The 20,968-nt window shown below is 65.9% G+C and carries 22 protein-coding genes and 1 pseudogene; 22 read left to right on the forward strand and 1 reads right to left on the reverse strand.

The window, feature by feature from the left end; all coding sequences use genetic code 11:
• The 17 genes and pseudogenes from V6M49_RS08730 to V6M49_RS08810 all read left to right on the forward strand — a co-directional run.
• Positions 1–167 (forward strand): annotated as a pseudogene (locus tag V6M49_RS08730) (Holliday junction resolvase RuvX); the annotation flags it as partial.
• Complete coding sequence (gene mltG / locus V6M49_RS08735) at positions 164–1,795, forward strand: endolytic transglycosylase MltG (protein ID WP_332760876.1); 1,632 nt, start codon at positions 164–166, stop codon at positions 1,793–1,795. The pseudogene V6M49_RS08730 and the gene mltG, both read left to right, overlap by 4 nt.
• Positions 1,792–2,652 (forward strand): shikimate dehydrogenase, encoded by an 861-nt coding sequence (locus V6M49_RS08740; RefSeq protein WP_141140735.1) that lies wholly within the window; start codon positions 1,792–1,794, stop codon positions 2,650–2,652. The genes mltG and V6M49_RS08740 overlap by 4 nt, the downstream gene beginning before the upstream one ends.
• Before the next feature lie 26 nt (positions 2,653–2,678).
• Positions 2,679–3,878 carry a chorismate synthase gene (aroC, locus tag V6M49_RS08745; RefSeq protein ID WP_058932358.1) on the forward strand — a complete coding sequence of 400 codons (1,200 nt, stop codon included), beginning with the start codon at positions 2,679–2,681 and terminating at the stop codon, positions 3,876–3,878.
• A gap of 23 nt (positions 3,879–3,901) precedes the next feature.
• A complete protein-coding gene (locus V6M49_RS08750; RefSeq protein ID WP_332760877.1) occupies positions 3,902–4,447 on the forward strand; it encodes a shikimate kinase in 546 nt (181 codons plus the stop codon).
• Positions 4,444–5,535, forward strand: a complete 1,092-nt coding sequence (aroB, locus tag V6M49_RS08755; protein ID WP_332760878.1) for a 3-dehydroquinate synthase — start codon at positions 4,444–4,446, stop codon at positions 5,533–5,535. Before V6M49_RS08750 ends, aroB begins: the two co-directional genes overlap by 4 nt.
• The gene (locus V6M49_RS08760; protein ID WP_104060735.1) at positions 5,535–6,053 is read left to right on the forward strand and encodes a tetratricopeptide repeat protein; all 519 of its coding nucleotides are present in this window, start codon (positions 5,535–5,537) and stop codon (positions 6,051–6,053) included. The genes aroB and V6M49_RS08760 overlap by 1 nt, the downstream gene beginning before the upstream one ends.
• Positions 6,054–6,230: 177 nt before the next feature.
• Positions 6,231–6,794: an elongation factor P gene (gene efp, locus V6M49_RS08765; RefSeq protein ID WP_056340266.1), complete on the forward strand. Its 564-nt coding sequence runs from the start codon at positions 6,231–6,233 to the stop codon at positions 6,792–6,794.
• Positions 6,794–7,204 (forward strand): transcription antitermination factor NusB, encoded by a 411-nt coding sequence (gene nusB, locus V6M49_RS08770; RefSeq protein ID WP_056340263.1) that lies wholly within the window; start codon positions 6,794–6,796, stop codon positions 7,202–7,204. Before efp ends, nusB begins: the two co-directional genes overlap by 1 nt.
• Positions 7,205–7,330: 126 nt before the next feature.
• Positions 7,331–8,065: a GntR family transcriptional regulator gene (locus V6M49_RS08775; protein ID WP_141140732.1), complete on the forward strand. Its 735-nt coding sequence runs from the start codon at positions 7,331–7,333 to the stop codon at positions 8,063–8,065.
• Positions 8,066–8,161: 96 nt separating this feature from the next.
• Positions 8,162–9,163, forward strand: coding sequence for a sugar phosphate isomerase/epimerase family protein (locus V6M49_RS08780; RefSeq protein ID WP_332760879.1), 1,002 nt, complete (start codon positions 8,162–8,164; stop codon positions 9,161–9,163).
• Between the two features lie 8 nt (positions 9,164–9,171).
• Complete coding sequence (locus V6M49_RS08785) at positions 9,172–10,962, forward strand: dihydroxyacetone kinase family protein (protein ID WP_332760880.1); 1,791 nt, start codon at positions 9,172–9,174, stop codon at positions 10,960–10,962.
• Positions 10,959–11,441, forward strand: a complete 483-nt coding sequence (locus tag V6M49_RS08790; RefSeq protein ID WP_332760881.1) for a ribose-5-phosphate isomerase — start codon at positions 10,959–10,961, stop codon at positions 11,439–11,441. Before V6M49_RS08785 ends, V6M49_RS08790 begins: the two co-directional genes overlap by 4 nt.
• Positions 11,442–11,443: 2 nt before the next feature.
• A complete protein-coding gene (locus tag V6M49_RS08795; protein ID WP_332760882.1) occupies positions 11,444–12,412 on the forward strand; it encodes a 3-hydroxyacyl-CoA dehydrogenase family protein in 969 nt (322 codons plus the stop codon).
• 11 nt (positions 12,413–12,423) lie between these two features.
• Positions 12,424–13,191: an SDR family NAD(P)-dependent oxidoreductase gene (locus V6M49_RS08800; protein WP_332760883.1), complete on the forward strand. Its 768-nt coding sequence runs from the start codon at positions 12,424–12,426 to the stop codon at positions 13,189–13,191.
• Between the two features lie 156 nt (positions 13,192–13,347).
• Complete coding sequence (locus V6M49_RS08805) at positions 13,348–14,706, forward strand: MFS transporter (RefSeq protein WP_332760884.1); 1,359 nt, start codon at positions 13,348–13,350, stop codon at positions 14,704–14,706.
• Between the two features lie 9 nt (positions 14,707–14,715).
• Positions 14,716–15,561, forward strand: coding sequence for a triose-phosphate isomerase family protein (locus V6M49_RS08810; RefSeq protein ID WP_332760885.1), 846 nt, complete (start codon positions 14,716–14,718; stop codon positions 15,559–15,561).
• 53 nt (positions 15,562–15,614) lie between these two features.
• Here V6M49_RS08810 and V6M49_RS08815 read toward each other — a convergent pair whose 3' ends face one another.
• Positions 15,615–16,877: a PrsW family intramembrane metalloprotease gene (locus tag V6M49_RS08815; protein WP_332760886.1), complete on the reverse strand. Its 1,263-nt coding sequence runs from the start codon at positions 16,875–16,877 to the stop codon at positions 15,615–15,617.
• A 100-nt stretch (positions 16,878–16,977) separates the two neighbouring features.
• On the opposite strand from V6M49_RS08815, the gene pyrR reads away from it, so the two are divergent.
• The 5 genes from pyrR to V6M49_RS08840 all read left to right on the forward strand — a co-directional run.
• Entirely contained in the window at positions 16,978–17,565 is a 588-nt protein-coding gene (gene pyrR / locus V6M49_RS08820; protein ID WP_056340241.1) for a bifunctional pyr operon transcriptional regulator/uracil phosphoribosyltransferase PyrR, read from the forward strand.
• Positions 17,562–18,581: an aspartate carbamoyltransferase catalytic subunit gene (locus V6M49_RS08825; RefSeq protein WP_332760887.1), complete on the forward strand. Its 1,020-nt coding sequence runs from the start codon at positions 17,562–17,564 to the stop codon at positions 18,579–18,581. Before pyrR ends, V6M49_RS08825 begins: the two co-directional genes overlap by 4 nt.
• Positions 18,581–19,927: a dihydroorotase gene (locus tag V6M49_RS08830; protein ID WP_332760888.1), complete on the forward strand. Its 1,347-nt coding sequence runs from the start codon at positions 18,581–18,583 to the stop codon at positions 19,925–19,927. Before V6M49_RS08825 ends, V6M49_RS08830 begins: the two co-directional genes overlap by 1 nt.
• Complete coding sequence (locus V6M49_RS08835) at positions 19,927–20,457, forward strand: PH-like domain-containing protein (protein ID WP_141140721.1); 531 nt, start codon at positions 19,927–19,929, stop codon at positions 20,455–20,457. The genes V6M49_RS08830 and V6M49_RS08835 overlap by 1 nt, the downstream gene beginning before the upstream one ends.
• An 88-nt stretch (positions 20,458–20,545) precedes the next feature.
• On the forward strand, positions 20,546–20,968 hold a 423-nt coding region (locus tag V6M49_RS08840; protein WP_332760889.1), incomplete at its 3' end, for a carbamoyl-phosphate synthase domain-containing protein.

A 20,968-nucleotide genomic window follows, 5' to 3' on the forward strand; every position in this document is an offset into this window, starting at 1 on the left:
ATCCTCCAGCACGCCATCGACATGCAAAAAGCCAGGGGAACGGACGTTGGCAGCCGCGTGACTGCGCCGCCCCGTACTCGGCCATCCGGAGCAGGTTCGGCAGTCCAGCCCGAGCATGCGGCCCCGGAAGGCACGACCCGATCTCAGAACACGGAAGGCTACAGTGAGCCCGTCCAGTAACGACGACGCCCCAGGCGCCACGAGCAACGATGGCGCCAGGCCGCTGACCCGAAAAGAGCTCCGCGCCCTGGAGAAGCACACGGGAGGCAGCGATGTGGTTCCCGAGCAGGCCTACGAAACGGGGCAGGATGCGCCCGCACCTGCCACGGCTCCTGTTCCCGAAGCTGCACCCATTCCTGCGCCTGCCCCCGCTCCGGTCCAGGCGGCCGAACCGGTTCAGGCGCCTGAACCGGATCCGGAGCCGCAGCCGGCCGTCCCCACAGCCCCGGAAACGCCGCCTTCCATCCAGGACGCCGGTCCGGCCGCAGACCACCAGCCGGACGAAGCCCAGGTTCAGGAATACCACCCCGAAGACCAGCACTTTTATCAAGCGCACGACGCCGGGCACCTCCACCCTGACGAAGCGCACGACGCCGGGCTCCACTATCCGGACGAAGAACACCACGATGCAGGCCACCATGATGATGACAATGCCGATGACCACTACGCTGATGATCACCACCCCGACACCGGCCTGTTCGCCGGCGCAGCCACGCTTCCCGTAGTGGCAAAGCCCTCCAAGAAGGTGCGGCGCCGGCGCCGCCTCCTGGCGCTGTTCCTGACTCTTGTGGTCTTCGTGGCAGCGATCGCCGTGGGCGCGCAGTTCCTGAAGCCCTTGCTGGGAAACGATAAGGCGGCCGACTACCCCGGCCCCGGAACGGGCGAAGTCATAGTTTCGGTCCAGCCAGGTGAAGGTACGCGCTCCGTGGCCACCAAACTGGAAAGCGGGAAAGTAGTGGCCAACGCTGACACTTTCCTGCAGGCATTTGCGACTTCCGGCGGAACATTGTCGCCGGGGGACTACACGTTCAAGATGGAAATGAAGAACTCCGACGCCGTCAGCGTCCTGCTCGGCACCGACAAGAGCAAGGTCATCTACTTCGCCTTGAGCGCCGGTCTCAGAGTCGGCGAGTCGCTTCAGGCCATCTCCGAAGGCTCCGGTGTGTCGCTGCAGCAACTGAAGGAGCTCAGCAACGCTCCCACGCAGTTTGGGCTCCCGGCCAACGCCAAAAACCTTGAGGGTTTCCTCGCCCCGGGGGAATATCGCTTCCCGCTTGGCACACCGGCCAAGGACATCCTCCAGTCGCTGGTGAAAGTAACCACGGACGAACTGGTGGCGCAGGGCATCTCCGATCCGGCGAAGCAGTATGAAGCTGTGATCGTGGCAAGCATTGTCCAGGCCGAAGGCGGACAGGCTGAGTACGGCGACGTTGCCGGGGCCATCTACAACCGCCTCAAGCCGAATGACCAGACCTCCGGATATTTGCAGGTGGATTCTGCTGTGACGTACGGGCTGGGCACCAAGAGCTTCAACTTCACCGATGAAGAGCGCCAGGACAAATCCAACCTGTACAACACCTACGCCAACCCGGGCCTGCCGCCGGGCCCCATCGGCTCCCCGGGCAAGACCGCCATCGATGCGGCGGCGAAACCTAAAACCAACGATTACCTGTACTGGGTAACCATCAACCTGGACACGAAGGAGACTAAGTTCTCCAAGACGCTCGACGAACACAACGTCTACGTCAACCAGTACAACACCTGGTGCCAGGCCAACGTGGGCCGCTGCACATGAGTCTCCGGGCCGCCGTCCTGGGCCATCCGATCAGCCACTCCAAGTCCCCGGCCCTGCACCTGGCGGCCTACGGCAAACTCGGGATGGACATCGCCTACACGGCCCTGGACCTGACCGAGCAGGCTCTGCCCGCCTTTATGGAACAGGTCAGGACGCAGCAGGGCTGGTGTGGACTCTCAGTCACCATGCCCCTGAAATCAGGCATGTTTGCCGAGGTGGACGAAGTCCGCGGCGTGGCACGGACGCTGGGTGTGGTCAACACCGTCGCCTTCGAGGAAGACCTGGGCTCCGTCAGGCGCATCGGCTACAACACCGACGTCGCCGGCATCGTCAACGCTGTCCTTAACGCCGGAGTGGCGGCCAGCCCCGCTGCGGTGGTGCTGGGCGGCGGCGGTACAGCCGCGGCCGCTGTGGCCGCGCTGAAGGATCTGGGCACGCAGCACGCCCAGGTGTTCGTCCGGGATATCTCCCGGGCCGACGAAGCACGCGCCGCCGCGGCCGGAGTAGGCCTTTCCATAGCCGTCCGGCCGCTGACCGAAGCCGCCGTTCCGACCGCAAGTGCCGACGTCGTAATTTCCACGCTCCCGCCGCGCGCAGCGGACGGGCTGGCGGCGGAGATCGCCGCGTTGGGAACCGGAACACCCGGTGTCCTCCTGGACGTGGCCTATGATCCGTGGCCCAGCCAGATTGCGTCGGCGTGGCAGTCCGGCGGCGGTGCGGTGGTGCCCGGGCTCGAAATGTTGTTGTACCAGGCGGTGGAACAGGTACGCCTGTTCACTGGCCGCGGTGAGGACGTTAATGCGTCTGTCATAGATGTGATGTGCGACTCAGTCGGCCTTCCCCGACGGGCGTTCTGACCGCCATACGTGGCAGGATGGAAATTATGTTGCGTTGGTTGACTGCCGGTGAATCCCATGGTCCGGCCCTAATGGGAATTATTGAAGGCGTCCCCGCCGGTGTTGAACTCACCAGCGGGCAGATCGCCGATTCATTGGCACGCCGCCGCCTTGGCTACGGCCGGGGCGCCCGGATGAAGTTCGAGCAGGACGTCGTGACCATTCTCGGCGGCGTCCGCCACGGCCTGACCCAGGGCGGTCCGGTGGCCGTCCAGGTCGCCAACACCGAATGGCCCAAGTGGGAGCAGATCATGGCTGCCGATCCGGTGGATCCGGAAATCCTGGCCGACCAGGCCCGCAACGCACCCCTGACCCGGCCCCGTCCGGGCCACGCAGACTTCACCGGGATGCAGAAGTACGGGTTCACCGAGGCCCGCCCTGTCCTGGAACGCGCCAGCGCCCGGGAGACCGCCACGCGGGTTGCCATGGGCACCGTGGCGTCCCAGTTCCTCAAGGCGCTCGGTATCGAACTGGTCAGCCACACCGTCTCCATCGCCAGTGTGACCGTGCCCGAGGGCCGTCCGCTGCCCGTTCCGGCCAACGTGATTGCGCTCGACGCCGATCCTTTGCGCTGTTTTGACCGCGAGACCTCCGACGCCATGGTGGCCGAGGTTGACGCCGCCCACAAGGAAGGCGAAACCCTGGGCGGTGTGGTGGAGGTTCTCGCGTACGGACTGCCGCCGGGGCTGGGCAGCTATGTCCACTGGGACCGCAGGCTTGATTCGCGCCTCGCCGCCGCCTTGATGGGCATCCAGGCCATCAAGGGCGTGGAGGTCGGCGACGGTTTCCTGACGGCTGCGCGCCGCGGCTCCGCTGCCCACGACGAAATCGTCAAGGACGCGGACGGCAAGATCATCCGGACCAGCAACCGGGCCGGCGGCATTGAAGGCGGCATGAGCATCGGCGACGTCCTGCGCGTGCGGGCGGCCATGAAGCCCATCGCCACGGTGCCCCGCGCCCTTCGCACGGTTGACGTGAGCACGGGGGAGCCTGCCAAGGCGCATCACCAGCGCTCCGACGTCTGTGCCGTGCCGGCTGCCGGCGTGGTGGCCGAGGCGATGGTCGCGCTGGTTCTGGCGGAAGCCGTCACCGAAAAGTTCGGCGGTGACTCCGTGGCGGAGACCGCCCGCAATATCAAGGGTTACCTGGACAACATTCCGGCATCCCTGGACTCGATCGGCCACTAGTGCCCGGGAGCCGCAAGGCCGGTGTGCCTGGCAACCGGCCCATTGTCCTCATCGGACCCATGGCGGTGGGAAAGTCCGCGATCGGCCACGAGCTGGCCAAGCTGCTGGACGTGCCCTTCGTCGATACGGACAGCCTGATCGTGGACGCCCATGGCAGCATCGCCTCCATTTTTGCCGGCCGCGGCGAGCACGCGTTCCGGGAGATCGAGGCCCGGACCGTTGCCAGCGCGGTGGAGCATGCAGAAGGCGCGGCCAGCGTGATTTCCTTGGGTGGCGGCGCCGTGCTGGATTCCGGCACGCAGCAGCTCCTGGGCCGCTGCACTGTGGTGTACCTCGAATGTGATGAGGAAACCGTGGCCAGCCGCATCGCCCGGAACTCGGGCCGGCCGCTGCTCGCCGGCGATGCCATGGCCCGATGGTCCGCCCTGTTTATTACCAGGAAACCCGTTTACGAACGGCTGGCCGATCTTGTGGTGGATGTCCGCCAGGGCTCGGTCAGCGAGCTGGGACACCGGCTCGAAGTTGCGCTGCGTGACTACGCGGCCGCCAAACAGGAAGTTGAAAATTGAGCGTTGATTCAACAGTCATCAAGGTCACCGGCGAATCCGCTGGGCAGAATTACGACGTCGTAGTTGGCCGCGGTCTGCTGGGGAACCTTCCGGCGTTGCTGGGGGAGCGGGTCCGGCGTGTGCTGGTCATCCATCCCCGTGCGCTGCGGCTCACTGGTGACACTGTCCGCGACGAGCTCGCTGCAGCGGGTTTCACCTCGCTGACCGCGGAAATCCCGGACGCCGAAGAAGGCAAACACATCCAGGTCGCCGCTTTCTGTTGGCAGGTCCTGGGCCAGAACGACTTCACGCGCTCCGACGCCATCGTGGCAGTGGGCGGCGGAGCCGTCACCGACCTGGCCGGATTTGTCGCGGCCACCTGGCTCCGCGGCGTCAAGGTCATCCACATGCCCACCAGCCTGCTGGGCATGGTGGATGCTTCCGTGGGTGGAAAGACCGGCATCAACACGGCTGAGGGCAAGAACCTGGTGGGCTCCTTCCACCCGCCGGCCGGCGTGCTGGTGGACCTGGACACCCTGAACACCTTGCCCCGGAACGAAATCATTTCCGGCATGGCCGAAGTCATTAAATGCGGCTTCATCGCAGATCCGGCCATCCTTGACCTGATCGAAGAGGACCCGGCAGCGGCCACCGACCCCGGATCGGACGCCCTGCGCGAACTCATTGAACGCGCCATCGCGGTCAAAGCAAAGGTGGTCTCGGAAGACCTCAAGGAATCCGGGCTGCGCGAAATCCTGAACTACGGCCACACCTTGGCGCACGCCATTGAACTGGTGGAACGGTACTCCTGGCGCCACGGCGCGGCGGTATCGGTGGGCATGATGTTCGCCGCTGAACTTGCCCGCAGCGTTGGCCGGCTCAGTGACGCCGACGCCGACCGACACCGCAGCATCCTGGAAACCCTGGGCCTCCCGGTCACGTACAGGCGGGACCGCTGGCAGGGGCTGCTGGACGGCATGCGGCGGGACAAGAAGTCACGCGGGGACCTCCTGCGCTTTGTGGTCCTGGACGGCATCGCCAAGCCGGGCATCCTGGATGTCCCGGACACGTCGCTGCTCTTCGCCGCCTACCAGGAAATCGCCTCCTGATGCAGGGCGACGTGGCAGGCACCAGCGACTGGCCCGAGGCTGGCTTCCCCGGAATCCGGATCAACCCGGTCTCCCTGCTGCCGGAGATCGTCAACGAGGACGCTTGCCGCGCGGCCCTGGCGGCGTCCACGGACCCGTCAGACCAGATCTTCGTCCTGATCGTGGAAGGGCACGCTGCGGAGGCGGCCGAACTCCTCGCGGAGGCCCGCTTCAAGGACCCTGAGTCCTTCCGGCTTCGCACGTTCGAGGCCGAGGTGCTGCGTGTCTCACACCGCACCGACCGCGCCCTTGATTTGTTCAGGCAGTTGCTCGCGGAGTTCCAGGGGACCGACCGTGAAGCCCTGGTCCTGCAATACCTGGGCAAGGCCCAGTACGCCGCCGGACATACGTCCGCCGCGGTGGAAGCCTTTGCCCGTGCCTTGGACCTGCGGGTTGCGCAATCGGCTGATGCCGCACAGATCTACTCGTCCACCGTGGCGCTTCAGCGGGCCCGCGACGTCCTGGATCTTGCCTGCTGACAGGCCTGTTACGTTCCGGGGTTGGCGGCCGGAAGGCCCGGACGCAGTCCGCCCGGGTTTTACCGGTAGAATGGTTCTTGGATTTTTGATAAACACGCGCTGGCGGGCCGTTCGGCTTGCCTGGCCGGCATAGAACGTCTGACAACTGACCAGACAGATAGAAACCAGAGGATACCAGTGGCAACCACTAACGACATCAAGAACGGAACGGTCCTGAAGCTTGAGGGCCAGCTCTGGAACATCATTGAATTCCAGCACGTCAAGCCCGGCAAAGGTGGCGCGTTTGTGCGGACCAAGATGCGGAACGTGATGTCCGGCAAAGTTGTAGACAAGACGTTCAACGCCGGCCTTAAGATCGAGACGGCCACGGTTGACCGCCGGGACTACCAGTACCTGTACCAGGACGGCGCCGACTTCGTGTTTATGGACACCTCGGACTTCGACCAGCTCACTGTCTCCGGCGCCACTGTTGGTGACGCCACCAACTTCATGCTGGAGAACCAGATGGTGAACATCGCCATCCACGAAGGCAACCCGCTGTACATCGAACTTCCGCCCAGCGTTGTCCTTGAGATCACCTACACCGAGCCGGGCCTGCAGGGCGACCGCTCCTCGGCCGGCACCAAGCCCGCAACGCTGGAAACCGGCTACGAGATCCAGGTTCCGTTGTTCGTCGAGAACAACACCAAGGTCAAGGTCGACACCCGCGACGGCAGCTACCTTGGCCGGGTCAGCGAGTAGTGAGCGCACGCGGTAAGGCCCGTAACAGGGCACTGGATGTCCTCTTCGAGGCCGAGCAGCGCTCGGTTTCCGCCTTCGATGTACTCAGGTCCCGGCGCGAACTGACCGACCAGATCGTGAACCCGTACACCTTGGAAATCGTGGAAGGCGTCGTCTCACAGCAGACCGCCATCGACGAATTTCTCGAGACCTATTCCCAGGGCTGGACCCTGGAACGTATGCCTTCGGTGGACCGCATCATCCTGCGGATCGGCACCTGGGAACTGCTGTACAACGACGACGTTCCCGACGGTGTCGCGGTCAGTGAGGCAGTGGCACTGTCCAAGACGCTCTCAACGGATGAATCGCCGTCGTTCATTAACGGCCTCCTCGGCCGGCTGCAGCAGCTGAAGCCCTCCCTCTTGGCCTGAGCTGCTATGCCGCGGGCCAAGAGCCCGCGAACGGCGCCATAAAGAGCCCCGGCCAGGTCCACCTGGCCGGGGTTCTTTGCGTCCCCGGAAACGATCGCTGACCGGCGCTTCCTATAGGATCTGACTATGCAAAACGCGTCCACAGGCCCCCGCGCCGGCAGCAGCACAGATGACCAGACCGGCCCCCGCAGGGCCGGCCGCGCGGTCAGCCGCGAGGTGCTGGCGGACCATGTTTACGCGGAGCTCCTGGCCTCCCTTATGGATGGCCGGCTGGCGCCCGGCGCCGTGGTCAGCATTGACGGGACGGCCCGCGAACTGGACGTTTCTCCCACTCCGGTCCGCGAGGCCCTTGCTCGGCTTGAGCACACCGGAATGGTCCGGCGGGTGGCGCTGAAAGGCTACCGCGTGGCTCCCGTTTTTACGCAGGAGGATTTTGCGGAGCTGATGGAGGCGCGGTTGGCAATCGAGCCCGTCAACGCCCGGCTGGCCTGTGAACGCATCAACCAGCATGGCCTGGCCGAGCTCGGGAAGGCCGTCGAGGACCTGAAATCCGCACCCCGGGGACCTTCGTTTGCCGAGTTCAAGGACTACCTCGAAGCGGACGAGAGGTTCCACCAGCTGATTGCGCGGCAAACCGGAAACCAGTTTATGGAGGCCGCCTACTCAGCCCTCGGAGGACAGGTCCAACGGTTCCGGCTCTTCGGCGGCGTGGGCATTACGGATGCCGAGCACGCCATCGCGGAACACGAGGCAGTTCTGGCCGCCGTTACCACCGGCGATCCCGACAAAGCAGCCGCAGCGATGGCGGACCACATCCGCAAGGTCCGTTCCCGGGCCATTGCCGACGCCCCGGAAAGCTGAACCCGGACGGGCAGCGCCTCTCAGGGATGTGATCTTGACAACTCTTTTTTGATAGTAGATCCTATAGGAAAGAGGATTACGAAGGAGTAAAGCACCGTGGCTTACACAGCTGAGAACTGGCCCATCACCGCAGCGCTGCTGCAGTTTCCGGGAACTGATGCCCAGGGCACACATATCAACGACGCCGACGCGTCCAGTTGGGCGGAAGTCCTGACCGAGGTCAAGGAAGCCGGCTTCGCCAACGCTGACCTGACCGACAGCTGGGTCCGTCCCGGCGATCTGAGCAAAGAGCGGCTCGCCGAGTTCAAACAGACTGCAGAGACTGTGGGCATCGGGATCCCGGTCATTTCCGCCATCCGCCGCAGCGTGATCCATCAGACGGACTGGGCCGACAACCTCGCCTACAGCCACCGGACCATCGACGCAGCCGCCGAGCTCGGCTGCGAAGTAGTCTCCTTCGGACTGCACCAGGCCATTACCCCGGAGCAGCAGAAGCAGCTGTGGTTCTGGACCGTTGAGGGCTACAAGGACCCGGTGGGGGACAAGGAAGTGTGGGGCAAGGCAGTCTCCCGCATCCGCGAGCTGGGCCAGCACGCAGCAGACGCCGGCGTCCTGCTCTCCCTGGAGATGTACGAGGATACCTACCTCGGCACAGCAGACTCCTCGGTACAGCTGGTGCAGGACATCGGCCTGGCCAATGTTGGGCTCAACCCGGACCTCGGCAACCTGATCCGGCTGCACCGGCCCATCGAGGACTGGCGCGAAATGGTAGCCAAGACCATGCCGTATTCGAACTACTGGCACATGAAGAACTACATCCGGGACGAGGACGTGGCGCGGGACAGCTACATCACCATGCCCGCCCCGATGGAGAGCGGCCTCATCAACTACCGCGAAGCCTTCAAGGTTGCACTCGCCTCCGGCTACCAGGGCATCATCTGCGCCGAGCACTACGGCGGGGACGGCCTGAGCGTGACGGCACGCAACCAGGAGTACCTCCGCCGCCATGTCCTGCCGAAGCGGGACGGCTACGCCCTGGGCCAGAGCCAGGTGTCCCAGGGGCGGCAGCAGCCCGCCGCGGAACTGGCAGGAGTCTAGGAAGAGCCATGACGCAGATCTTTGACAATCCTGCTGATTTCGCGGATGAGGCGCTGGACGGCTTCGTCGCTGCCAACCGCGCATACGTTGCCCGCGTGGACGGCGGTGTGGTCCGCTCGACTGACATGCCCGCCGGCCAGGTCGCACTCGTCGTCGGCGGCGGCTCCGGCCACTACCCGGCCTTCGCCGGTCTGGTTGGGCCGGGGCTGGCAGCAGCCTCCGCCTGCGGCAACATGTTCGCTTCACCGGCCGCCGGGCAGATTTACCGCGTGGCCAAAGAGGCAAATGCCGGCGGGGGAGTGCTGTTGAGCTACGGCAACTACGCGGGCGACGTCCTGCACTTCGGCCAGGCGCAGCTGCGCCTGAACGCCGAAGGCATCGAGACCCGCACGGTCACCGTCACGGACGACATCGCCAGTGCACCACTGGACCAGATCGGAAAGCGCCGCGGCATCGCCGGCGACCTCACGGTGTTCAAGATTGCCGGCGCCGCCGCCGAAGCGGGCCTGAGCCTGGACGACGTGGAACGGCTTGCCATCAAGGCCAATGACCGCACGCGTTCCCTGGGCGTGGCCTTCGACGGCTGCACCCTGCCCGGCGCCGCCGGACCGCTCTTCCACGTGCCCGCAGGCCAGATGTCCCTGGGCCTGGGCATCCACGGGGAACCGGGCATCTCGGAACATCCCATGCCCACGGCGTCCGAACTCGCTGAACTGCTGGTCTCGCGCCTCCTCGCGGACACCCCGGATCACCGCGGAAGCCGCGTGGTGGCCATCGTCAACGGCCTCGGTACCGTCAAGTACGACGAACTTTTCCTCCTGTTCGGCAAGATCGAGAGACTCCTCGTCAACGCCGGACTGACCGTGGTGGAACCGGAATGCGGCGAGTTGGTCACGAGCCTGGACATGTCAGGGCTATCCCTCACGCTGCTCTGGCTGGATGAGGAACTCGAACGCTACTGGGCCGCGCCAGCAGACTCACCGGCCTACCGCAAGGGCAACCTGGCTCCGCGTGCCCGCCGCCAGCTGGCCGGGCCGGAAGACGCCGTGGCCGGCGAAGTAGAGGAAACGACGGCGGCAGCAGCGGGCCTGGGCCGGCAGGCAGCCGCCGTGCTCGCCCAAGTGCGGGACGTCGTCGTCGAACACGAAGAGGAACTGGGCAACCTGGACGCCATAGCCGGCGACGGCGACCACGGCATCGGCATGCGCCGCGGCGTGGAGGCAGCAGCCGGCGCCGCGGCACAGGCCGCAGCGTCCGGGGCGTCGGTGGGGCGGGTGCTTGAAGCAGCCGGCGAAGGCTGGAGCGAACGGGCCGGCGGCACGTCAGGCGCACTGTGGGGATCTGCGGTCATCGCGTCCGGATTTGCCCTGGGCAACCGGGAAACCTACACCGATGAGGACGCGATCGCCGCCGTGACCGCATTCGTGGGCGCCATTACCGAGCTCGGCAAGGCCGAGCCGGGCGACAAGACCATGGTGGACGCGCTCCTGCCTTTCCGGGCGGCGTTCCTCCGGGAGTTCGACGGCGGCACCACCCTGGCCCAGGCCCTCACCGTTGCCGCCTCCGCTGCCAGGGCGGCGGCTGCCAAAACGGCGGAACTGCGCCCGCTCAAGGGCCGTGCCCGTCCGCTGGCCGAAAAGAGCCTCGGGCACCCCGACCCCGGCGCGGTCTCCTTTGGACTGATCGCCGAACGGATTGCCGCCTACATCCACTCTGGCCTGGCGGAGCCAAACTTCACGGAGCCAGGGCTGGTCCATTCTGAACTGGCTTACGCGGCCGGAAAAGGAGCAACAACATGAACACCCACGCAGGTTGGCGCATCGTCATCGGCAACGATGAGGCCGGCGTTGAGTACAAGGAAGCACTGAAGGCGCTGCTCACGGCAGACAGCCGCGTTGCCGCCGTGCTGGACATCGGGGTTGGGGCCAACGATGCCACCGCCTACCCGCACGTCGCGGTCAAGGCCGCCCGCAAGGTGGCGGACGGGGAAGCAGACCGCGCACTCCTCATCTGCGGAACGGGACTGGGTGTAGCCATCGCGGCCAACAAGGTGCCCGGAATCCGTGCGGTGACCGCCCACGACAGCTATTCCGTGGAGCGCTCCGTCCTCAGCAACAACGCCCAGGTCCTCACGCTGGGCCAGCGGGTCATCGGCCTGGAACTCGCCAAAAAGCTCGTGGGCGAGTGGCTCGAGTACCGCTTTGATGAAAGTTCAGCGTCCGCCGGCAAGGTCGACGCCATCTGCTCCTATGAGCCCGAATACACGAAGGCAGTCTGATCATGACCACAACACCCAACAGCGCACGCAAGATCGCCGTCGTCGGATCGGGATACATGGGCGGCGGTATTGCCCAGGTCCTGGCACTGGGCGGAGCCCGGGTTGCCCTGGCCGATGTCTCCGCCGAGGTGGCGCAGAACAACTATGAGCGGCTGCTGGCCGAATCGGACCAGTTCGTCGCCGACGGCCTGTTCCCCGAGGGGTCAACGGCCATCCTCAAGCAGAATCTGTGGGCGGCCAAGGACATCGAGGAAGCCGTGGCGGATGCCGACTTCATCGAGGAAGCCGTGCCCGAAGTCATCGCCATCAAGCACCAGACCCTGGCGCGGATCAGCGCCGCTGCCCGGCCGGACGCCATCATCGGTTCCAACACGTCAACCATCTCCATCGCGGAGCTGTCCGAGCCGGTCGCCAACCCGGAGCGGTTCCTGGGCGTGCACTTCTCGAACCCGTCCCCGTTCATCCCTGGCGTGGAAATCATCCCGCATGCCGGCACGTCGGCCGCCACCATCGGTGCCGTCCGGGACCTCGTCCATGCCGCCAACAAGCAGACCGCGGTGGTCAAGGACGTCACCGGATTCGTCCTGAACCGCCTGCAGTACGCACTCTTCCACGAGGCCGCGCAGCTCGTGGAGCAGGGAATCGCCACCGCCGAGGACGTGGACACCCTGGTCCGCACCACCTTCGGCTTCCGCCTGCCGTTCTTCGGTCCGTTCGCGATCGCAGACATGGCCGGCCTGGACGTCTACAACTTCTGCTACAAGTCACTGCAGACCGAATTCCCGGAACGCTTCGCCACGCCCAGGATCCTGAGTGACCTGGTGGAAGCAGGCAAGCTCGGTACCAAGACCGGCGCCGGCTTCCTCAACGTCCCCGCCGAACGCACCCCGGAACTCATCGCCTACCGCAACAGGGCATACGTGGCCATGCAGAAGCTCATCGACGAGCTCGGCCCGGCCCCCATCAACTAAGGAGCATTTCCATGGCCACTTTCCCCGCCGAACGCACCGCCATCATCACCGGCGCCGTCTCCGAACGCGGTATCGGCCGCGCCACGGCCGGCTACCTTGCCGCCCAGGGCTGGAACATCGGCATCATCGACCTGGATGACGCCCAGTCCCAGTCCACCGCCAAGGAAATCGCCGCCCAGTACGGCGTGAAGGCCCACGGCGTCGGCGCCAACATCGGCGACGAAGCCTCCGTCCGCGCGGCCATCGACTCGATCGAAGCAGAGCTGCCGCAGGTCGTCGCACTGGCCAACGTGGCCGGTGTCAGCTCACCAGTTCCGTACCTCGAACTGGACGCCGCTGAATGGGACCGCGTTATGAGCATCAACCTCAACGGTGTCCATTACGCCACCCGCCGCGTCGCCGAATCCATGGCGAAGAACCGGATCGGACGCATCGTGAACATCTCTTCCGTGTCCGCCCAACGCGGTGGCGGCACTTTCTCCAAAACGCCGTACTCCGCGGCGAAGGCAGGGGTCATCGGCCTGACCCGCGCCACCGCCCGCGAGCTGGGGGAGTACGACATCACGGTGAACGCCATTTCCCCCGGCCCCGTCGACACGGACATCATGGGCGGCACCCTCAGCCAGGAACGCAAAGACGAACTCACCAAGGACCTCGTGGTCAACCGAGTCGGTTCCACCCGCGACATCGCAGCAGCCATCGCCTTCCTCATCAGCGAGGACGCCGGATACATCTCCGGCCAGACGCTGAACGTGGATGGCGGACTCTACATGCACTAGGAAGGACCACCATGGGCTCCTGGACCAAGGAACGCAGAATCTACCTGGCCGTGGGCGTGTTCGCCTGCCTGGTTGGCGCAATACTCATCGCCTTCTCGCTCTAACCGCTCCACCTTCCACTGATTTGCTCACCTGCTTACTCAACGAGGAGTTTGAATGACTGTCACCACTGGAACAAACGCCACCAAGGAGTTACTGGATTCACCGGTCCTAAAATCGGCGATCTCCAAAGCCTCCTTCCGGCTGATGCCGATGCTCGTCATCCTGTACGTCGTGGCCTTCCTGGACCGCACCAACGTGGGCTTCGCCGAGGCAGCACTTGAGGTGGACAGGGGCATCACCGCCGGCGCATATGCCCTGGGCGCCGGTATCTTCTTCATCGGCTACGCCTTGTTCGAGATCCCTTCCAACCTGCTGCTGACCAAGTTCGGCGCCAAGGTGTGGCTGGCCCGCATCGCCATCACGTGGGGCATCGTCTCGGCCTGCTTCGCCTTCGTCCAGGGCGAGACGTCCTTCATCATCCTGCGCTTCCTGCTCGGCGTGACCGAGGCCGGCCTGTTCCCGGGCGTCATCATGTTCCTGGCCGCCTGGTTCCCCAACAAAGTCCGCGTCAAGATGTTCGCCATCTTCTACCTGGCCCAGCCGTTCTCCCAGATGATGGGCGCCCCGCTGTCGGGGTGGCTCATCAACATCGGTGACCAGGTTCCCGGCGTTGCCGGCTGGCAGGTCATGTTCTTCGTTGAAGGCATGCTGGCTGTACTCGCCGGTATTGCCGCCTACTTCTTCCTCATCAACACCCCGCAGGACGCGAAATTCCTGGACAAGGACGAGAAGAAGGCGCTGCTGGACGTTATGGCCCTCGAGGACGGGGTCAAGGAAAAGGACGGCCCCCGCGGTGTCCTCGCCGCCATGAAGAACCGCAAGGTCTGGTACTTCACCGCCATCTACTTCTGCCTCCAGATCGCCGTCTACGGCGTGACGTTCTACCTGCCGCAGCAGGTGGCACAGCTCACCGGGCAGAAGGTGGGCATCGAAGTGGGCCTGCTGGCGGCCATCCCATGGTTCTTCGGCATCTTCGCGTGCTACTTCATCGGGAAGGCGGCCAACACCATCGTCCGCCGCCGCGTCTGGGGCACCGGGCTGTTTATCTCCACCGGCCTGTGCATCTTCGGCTCCGCCTGGGCGGGCTCCAACCACCTCCCGGCGCTGGGCATCATCTTCATCACGCTCGCGGTGTGCAGCTTCCTCTCGATCGGTCCCATCGCGTGGTCCTACCCGACGGCGTTCCTCACCGGAACGGCGGCCGCTGCGGGCATCGGCCTGATCAACTCGCTGGGTAACCTGGGCGGTTTCGTGGCCCCCATCCTGCGGACCACGGTCAACCAGGTCACCGCATCGGACACCGGCACCATGGGCGTTTACGCCCTCGGCGTGCTTCCGTTCGTGGCGGCCATCATGATGTACGCCACCAAGAGGTTCCGCAACAAGGCCGACGATCTGCTCGACAACAAGTGACCGGACACCATGACTGAATGGAGCAGCGCTGACCAGAGCGGCACCCCGGAGATCCTCTACATCGGCGTCAGCACCAAGATGTACATGGGATACCGGGACTGCCTGGACTGGCTCGCCCGCATACGGCATGAAGTGGACTCCCGTCCGGCCCTTGCGGCCGGGCGGGTGGTCCCGTTTGTGATCCCTTCCTTCCCGGTTCTTCCGGCCGCCGGCAGCGTCATCTCAGGATCACCGCTTCTGCTGGGGGCCCAGAACTGCGGCTGGGCGGACGGCCCGTGGACAGGTGAGGTGTCGCCCTCGCTTCTGGCCGAGCTTGGGGTAAGCCTCGTGGAGATCGGCCACGCCGAACGGCGGCGGCACTTCGGCGAGGACAACACCATGATCGCCCGGAAAGTCAGGGCAGCCGACGACGCCGGCATCACCCCGCTGCTGTGCGTGGGCGAGGAAACACGCGATGAAAAAAGCGGGACCGGAGCCAGCGGAGCGGCTGCATTTGTCCATCAGCAGATCGACGAGGCGGTCGGCGGTGACTGGGCCCTGGCATCCCGGCTCATGATCGCCTACGAACCGGTCTGGGCCATTGGCGCAGCGGAGCCCGCCGACGCAGGCTACGTCGCCGCCGTCGTGCGTTCACTCCGGACGCGGCTGGCTGCCCATTCGCACGAGGCAGGCGACGCGTTGGGGGACCCGCTGGTTATCTATGGCGGGTCGGCCAAGCCAGGGCTGCTGCCCGCGCTCGACGGCGTCTCCGGGCTCTTCCTGGGCCGGTTCGCCCACGATGCGGCGAACTTCGGCAAAGTCCTTGATGAGGCACTGTCAATGACGGCTTTGCAGGAGGCTCTCCGGGGACCCTAGCCGGAGGAACCGAACAGGAGGAACCGAACGGGAGGAACCGAACGGCGCCCGAGTCAGCCCGCGACGGCGGCGCGCAGGGACAGAATCCGCTGCAGCTGCTGCTGCTCCTCCACCTGGTGCAGCCGGACGTCGCGGCCGCTGAGGATGCGCTGGCGGGTGAAGGCGAGCTGGGTGGCAGCGTGGAGGAACGCCTTCATCTGCGGGCGGCGGTGGTAGCCGGCCGCCCACTGCAGGGCGGTCCGCCGGCCGCGCGGGGTGGCCAGCAGTTCCACCTCGGCGGGGCTGAACCAGCCAGCCGCGGAGTATTCCATCAGCCGTTGGCGGGTGAGCCGGTTTTCAGCGACGCGGAGGAGGACGATGCCCACAACGGCCAGCACAAAGATGGGCACCTGGACCAGGATGTATTCCGACAGGAAACCCGCGCCCATGCTGTTCCACCGGTTATGCAGCAGCATCGCCGGGATCAGTCCGATGACAAAGGCCAGCACCGAGGCTCCGGAGTGCCAGCGGCGGGCGGCGAAACCCATGATGAGGCCGGTGGTTCCCGTGAAGATGGCATGGGCGAAGGGTGACATCACGCCGCGGAGGAGGAAGATCTGGGCCAGATCCGTTCCCGGGTTGGCGGATTCGGCGATGGCCCTGCCAAAGTAGAGGATGTTTTCGGTGAACGCGAAGCCGCCGGCGATGGTGAAGGCGAAGACTATGCCGTCCACCGGACCGTCGAAGTGTTTGCGCGCCAGCAGCAGGATCATCAGCAGGCCCAGGGACTTCGCGAACTCCTCCACCACGGGCGCCTGGACGGTGGCCATAAACGTCTGGAAGTCAGCCACCTCGCTGAACTGGAAAGTCAGGGCGAAGAACGGCTGGATGAGCAGCGTGACCGCGATGGACACCGCAGCGCCCCAGGTGAACGCGAAGACCAGGAGCCGCTTGGGTTCCGGTTCCCATCGGTCGATCAGATAGACCGCAAGGAGCACCGCGGACAGCGGGATAAGTGACAGCACAAACCCTGCCAGGAACCCGCCCACGCCGGTGTTGGCCACTAAGAACGGCACCACCAGGAACAAGCTCAGGAAAACAAGGGCGGCGCCGCCCACCGTGAGTGCCAGAAGGCCTGCGGGCCGGCGGCCAGCCAGGGTTTCCTGCGGAGGCCCCAGCGGCGGCAGCCGGGCCGCATTGGTTCCGGGCGCGGGCCGGTAGTACTCCGGTTCAACCCGGCCCATCCAGCTGGGGTTCGCCTGCGTGGGGAAAGGATCCTGTGGGCCGGCCGGCCCACCGGCCTGGCCGGAACCCGGCTGATGAGGGTGCATGGACATACCGGAAGCCTATGATGCCCCTGCCGATGTGGTAATTTTGAAACGCAAATGATCCTTTTTTAATTCCGTCCCGTGAGGCGGGGAAAGGGGAGACGAGAGTTTGACTTCTGTCACAAACGCACCGGTTCCAGCCAGGGTTGTCCTCAACCAGGCGGACATTGACCGTGCACTCACTCGAATCGCCCACGAGATCCTTGAGGCCAACAAAGGGTCCAAGGACCTGGTCCTGCTGGGCATCCCGCGCCGCGGCTATCCGCTGGCCGTCCGCCTCGCACACAAGATTGCGGCCGCGGACCCCACCGTGGACGCCACCGCTATTGTCGGGCAGCTGGACGTCACCATGTTCCGCGATGACCTTTCCCACCAGCCCACCAGGCCGCCGTACCCCACACAGCTCCCGCGCACGGGAATCGATAACAAGGTTGTGGTGCTCATCGATGATGTCCTGTACTCCGGCCGCACTATCCGTGCCGCCCTTGACGCCATCATCGACCTCGGCCGTCCCCGGATCGTCCGGCTCGCTGTGCTGATCGACCGCGGCCACCGTGAGCTGCCCATCCGCGCCGACCACGTGGGCAAGAACCTGCCCACCTCATCCGCCGAGAAGGTCCGGGTCCGCCTGGAGGAAACCGACACCGCAGCCGACGGTTCCGTAGTCAACGAAGTGGTTATCGAGGGCGGCGCGTGAAACACCTCCTCTCCACTGAAGACCTCAGCCTGGCCAACGCCATCCGCATCCTGGACACCGCCGAGGAAATGGCTGCCGTCGGGGACCGCGAAGTCAAAAAGCTCCCGGCCCTCCGCGGCCGCACCGTGGTGAACCTCTTCTTCGAAGACTCAACCCGCACGCGGATCTCCTTCGAAGCGGCCGCCAAGAGGCTGTCCGCCGATGTCATCAACTTCGCCGCGAAGGGCTCCTCCGTCTCCAAGGGCGAATCCCTCAAGGACACGGCCCAGACGCTGGCAGCCATGGGCGCGGACGCCGTCGTGATCCGCCACTGGGCCTCGGGCGCGCCGCACCGGCTCGCCGCGACGGACTGGATCGACGCCGCCGTCATCAACGCCGGTGACGGCACCCACGAACACCCCACGCAGGCCCTCCTGGACGCCTTCACCATGCGCCGGCACTGGTCAAAGCTGGCCGGCTCCGCCTCGACCGGCGCAGACCTCAAAGGCATGCGCGTAGCCATCGCCGGGGACGTCCTGCACTCCCGCGTTGCCCGCTCCAACGTCTGGCTGCTCCGCACGCTCGGCGCCGAAGTCACCCTCGTGGCGCCACCCACCCTGCTGCCCATCGGCGTCGAACAGTGGCCTTGCAAGATCAGCTACGACATGGATGACACCCTGGCGCAGGGTGTGGACGCCGTGATGATGCTGCGCGTGCAGGGCGAGCGGATGAACGCCTCGTTCTTCCCCTCCACCCGCGAATACTCGCGCCGCTGGGGCTTCGATGACAACCGGCTCCGGGCCCTGGACAGCCTGGGACTGAAGGACACCATCATCATGCATCCCGGACCCATGAACCGTGGCCTGGAGATTTCTTCCGCCGCCGCCGACTCGCCCCGCTCCACCGTGCTTGCACAGGTGCGCAACGGCGTCTCGGTCCGGATGGCCACCCTCTACCTGCTGCTCTCCGGGGACACCCGCGAACCAGCCGCCACAGCGGGCGCGGCCCGCAACCATTCCACCAAGGAGAGCAACTGATGGCAGAGAACAACGGAACCTACCTGATCCGCGGTGCATCGATCCTGGGCGCCGGGGCCGAGGACCTGCTCATCAGTGACGGCGTCATCGCCGCCCGGGGCGCAGCCGCTGCCACCCACCCAGACGCGGACCGCGCCACCGTCATCGAAGCCGCCGGCCTGGTGGCACTGCCCGGCATGGTGGACGTGCACACGCACCTGCGCGAACCCGGCCGCGAAGATGCCGAAACCGTAGAGACCGGCACCCGCGCCGCCGCCCTGGGGGGCTTCACCGCGGTCCACGCCATGGCCAACAGCAACCCGGTGGCGGATACCGCCGGTGTGGTGGAACAGGTCCACAGCCTGGGCCGCGCGGCCGGCTGGGTGGACGTGCGTCCCGTCGGCGCCGTGACCGTCGGCCTGGCCGGCGAGCAGCTCGCCGAACTCGGCGCCATGGCCGATTCCCGCGCCCAGGTCCGCATGTTCTCCGACGACGGCATCTGCGTCCACGATCCGGTGCTGATGCGCCGCGCCCTGGAGTACGTCAAAGCCTTCGACGGCGTGGTGGCCCAGCACGCGCAGGAACCCCGCCTTACCGCCGGAGCCCAGATGAACGAGGGCGCCGTCTCCGCCGTCCTGGGACTCACCGGCTGGCCGGCGGTGGCCGAGGAGAGCATCATCGCCCGTGACGTCCTGCTGGCGCAGCACGTGGACTCCCGCCTGCACGTCTGCCACGTCTCCACCGCCGGATCCGTGGAGATCATCCGCTGGGCCAAGGAACGCGGCATCAACGTCACCGCCGAAGTCACCCCCCACCACCTCCTGCTCACCGACGACCTGGTCCGCAGCTACAACCCGGTGTACAAGGTCAATCCGCCGCTGCGGACGGATGCAGATGTGCAGGCACTGCGCGCCGGCCTGGCTGACGGCACCATCGACGTGGTGGGCACCGACCACGCCCCGCACCCGAGCGAGCACAAGGAATGCGAGTGGGCGCAGGCCGCGATGGGCATGACCGGGCTGGAAACCGCCCTGTCCGTGGTCCAGCACACCATGATCGAAACCGGCCTCATGACCTGGGCCGATTTCGCTCGAGTGACCTCCACCGCCGCGGCGCAGATCGGCCGAATGACGGACCAGGGCCGTCCACTGGACGCCGGCGAACCCGCCAACGTCATCCTGGTTGACCCCGCCGCCCGGTGGACCGTTGACCCTGCCAAGATGGCAACCATGGGCCGCAACTCCCCGTTCGCCGGCCTGGAGCTGCCGGGCAAGGTGGTGGCCACCTTCTACAAGGGCCACCCCACCGTCCTGGACGGCCAGCTCAACACGCCGTACCGGGAACCGTCCGCGGCAGGCGCCTCCTGATGGACACCAAACTACTCACCGGCCTCATCACGGCCGCGCTCATCGCCGTCGTCCTGGTGATGATCTGGGCAGGCTGGCGCAACCGACTCAGGCGGCAGGCCGACGTCGGCCGGTTGCCCGACGTGCCAGAGGCGCCCGGGGTGCCGCTCGCCGGGGCGGACGGCCAGTACGTTGCGTCCACCACCGCCGGAGACTGGCTGGACCGCATCGCGGTACACAGGCTTGGCATCCGGACCAATGCCGTCCTCAGCGTGTACCCGCACGGCGTCCTCTTCGACAGAACCGGTGCCCCGGCGCTCTACATCCCGGCAGGAAGCCTCACCGCCGTCCGGCAGGAAAGCGGAATGGCCGGCAAGTTCGTTGAAAAGGACGGCCTCCTGGTCCTCACCTGGGACCTCGGGACCCACGAACTCGACACGGGCTTCCGGACCCGCCGGGCCGCCGACAAGGACGCCCTCTATGACTCCCTTCAGCAATTGATCGCCGCCGCCCCCCAGGAACATTCCCAGGATCCCCAGAGTGGAAAGTAAGACAGTGACAGAAACAGCGACAGCAAAAGCAGAGGCTGCGGCACCAGCAGCCCTTTCCACCACAGTTACCACCCCCGCGGTATTCGTCCTGGAAGACGGCCGCATGTTCCGCGGCACCAGCTACGGCGCGCAGGGCACGGCCCTGGGCGAGGCAGTCTTCGCCACCGGCATGACCGGCTACCAGGAAACCATCACCGACCCCTCCTACGCCCGCCAGCTTGTGGTGCAGACCGCGCCGCACATCGGCAACACCGGTGTGAACAGCGAGGACGCCGAGTCCCGCCGCATCTGGGTGGCCGGCTACATCGTCCGCGATGCCGCCCGCCGCCCGTCCAACTGGCGCTCTGAACGCTCCCTGGACGAGGAACTCATCGAGCAGGGGATCGTCGGCATCCAGGGCGTGGACACCCGCGCCATCACCCGCCACCTGCGCGAGCACAAGACCATGCGCGCCGGCATCTTCTCGGGTGCGGCCGCCAAGGCCACGGACAAGGAACTCCTTGACGCGGTC

The sequence above is a fragment of the Pseudarthrobacter sp. genome (genome assembly GCF_036675385.1).
Taxonomy (GTDB): domain Bacteria; phylum Actinomycetota; class Actinomycetes; order Actinomycetales; family Micrococcaceae; genus Arthrobacter.

Coding starts and splice junctions, on each gene's coding strand:
- V6M49_RS08810 (WP_332760885.1), top strand. CDS start 14,716: ATGACTGAATGGAGCAGCGCTGACCAGAGCGGCACCCCGGAGATCCTC.
- V6M49_RS08775 (WP_141140732.1), top strand. CDS start 7,331: ATGCAAAACGCGTCCACAGGCCCCCGCGCCGGCAGCAGCACAGATGAC.
- V6M49_RS08795 (WP_332760882.1), top strand. CDS start 11,444: ATGACCACAACACCCAACAGCGCACGCAAGATCGCCGTCGTCGGATCG.
- V6M49_RS08785 (WP_332760880.1), top strand. CDS start 9,172: ATGACGCAGATCTTTGACAATCCTGCTGATTTCGCGGATGAGGCGCTG.
- V6M49_RS08815 (WP_332760886.1), bottom strand. CDS start 16,877: ATGTCCATGCACCCTCATCAGCCGGGTTCCGGCCAGGCCGGTGGGCCG.
- V6M49_RS08790 (WP_332760881.1), top strand. CDS start 10,959: ATGAACACCCACGCAGGTTGGCGCATCGTCATCGGCAACGATGAGGCC.
- V6M49_RS08835 (WP_141140721.1), top strand. CDS start 19,927: ATGGACACCAAACTACTCACCGGCCTCATCACGGCCGCGCTCATCGCC.
- V6M49_RS08830 (WP_332760888.1), top strand. CDS start 18,581: ATGGCAGAGAACAACGGAACCTACCTGATCCGCGGTGCATCGATCCTG.
- V6M49_RS08760 (WP_104060735.1), top strand. CDS start 5,535: ATGCAGGGCGACGTGGCAGGCACCAGCGACTGGCCCGAGGCTGGCTTC.
- V6M49_RS08805 (WP_332760884.1), top strand. CDS start 13,348: ATGACTGTCACCACTGGAACAAACGCCACCAAGGAGTTACTGGATTCA.
- aroC (WP_058932358.1), top strand. CDS start 2,679: ATGTTGCGTTGGTTGACTGCCGGTGAATCCCATGGTCCGGCCCTAATG.
- V6M49_RS08800 (WP_332760883.1), top strand. CDS start 12,424: ATGGCCACTTTCCCCGCCGAACGCACCGCCATCATCACCGGCGCCGTC.
- V6M49_RS08740 (WP_141140735.1), top strand. CDS start 1,792: ATGAGTCTCCGGGCCGCCGTCCTGGGCCATCCGATCAGCCACTCCAAG.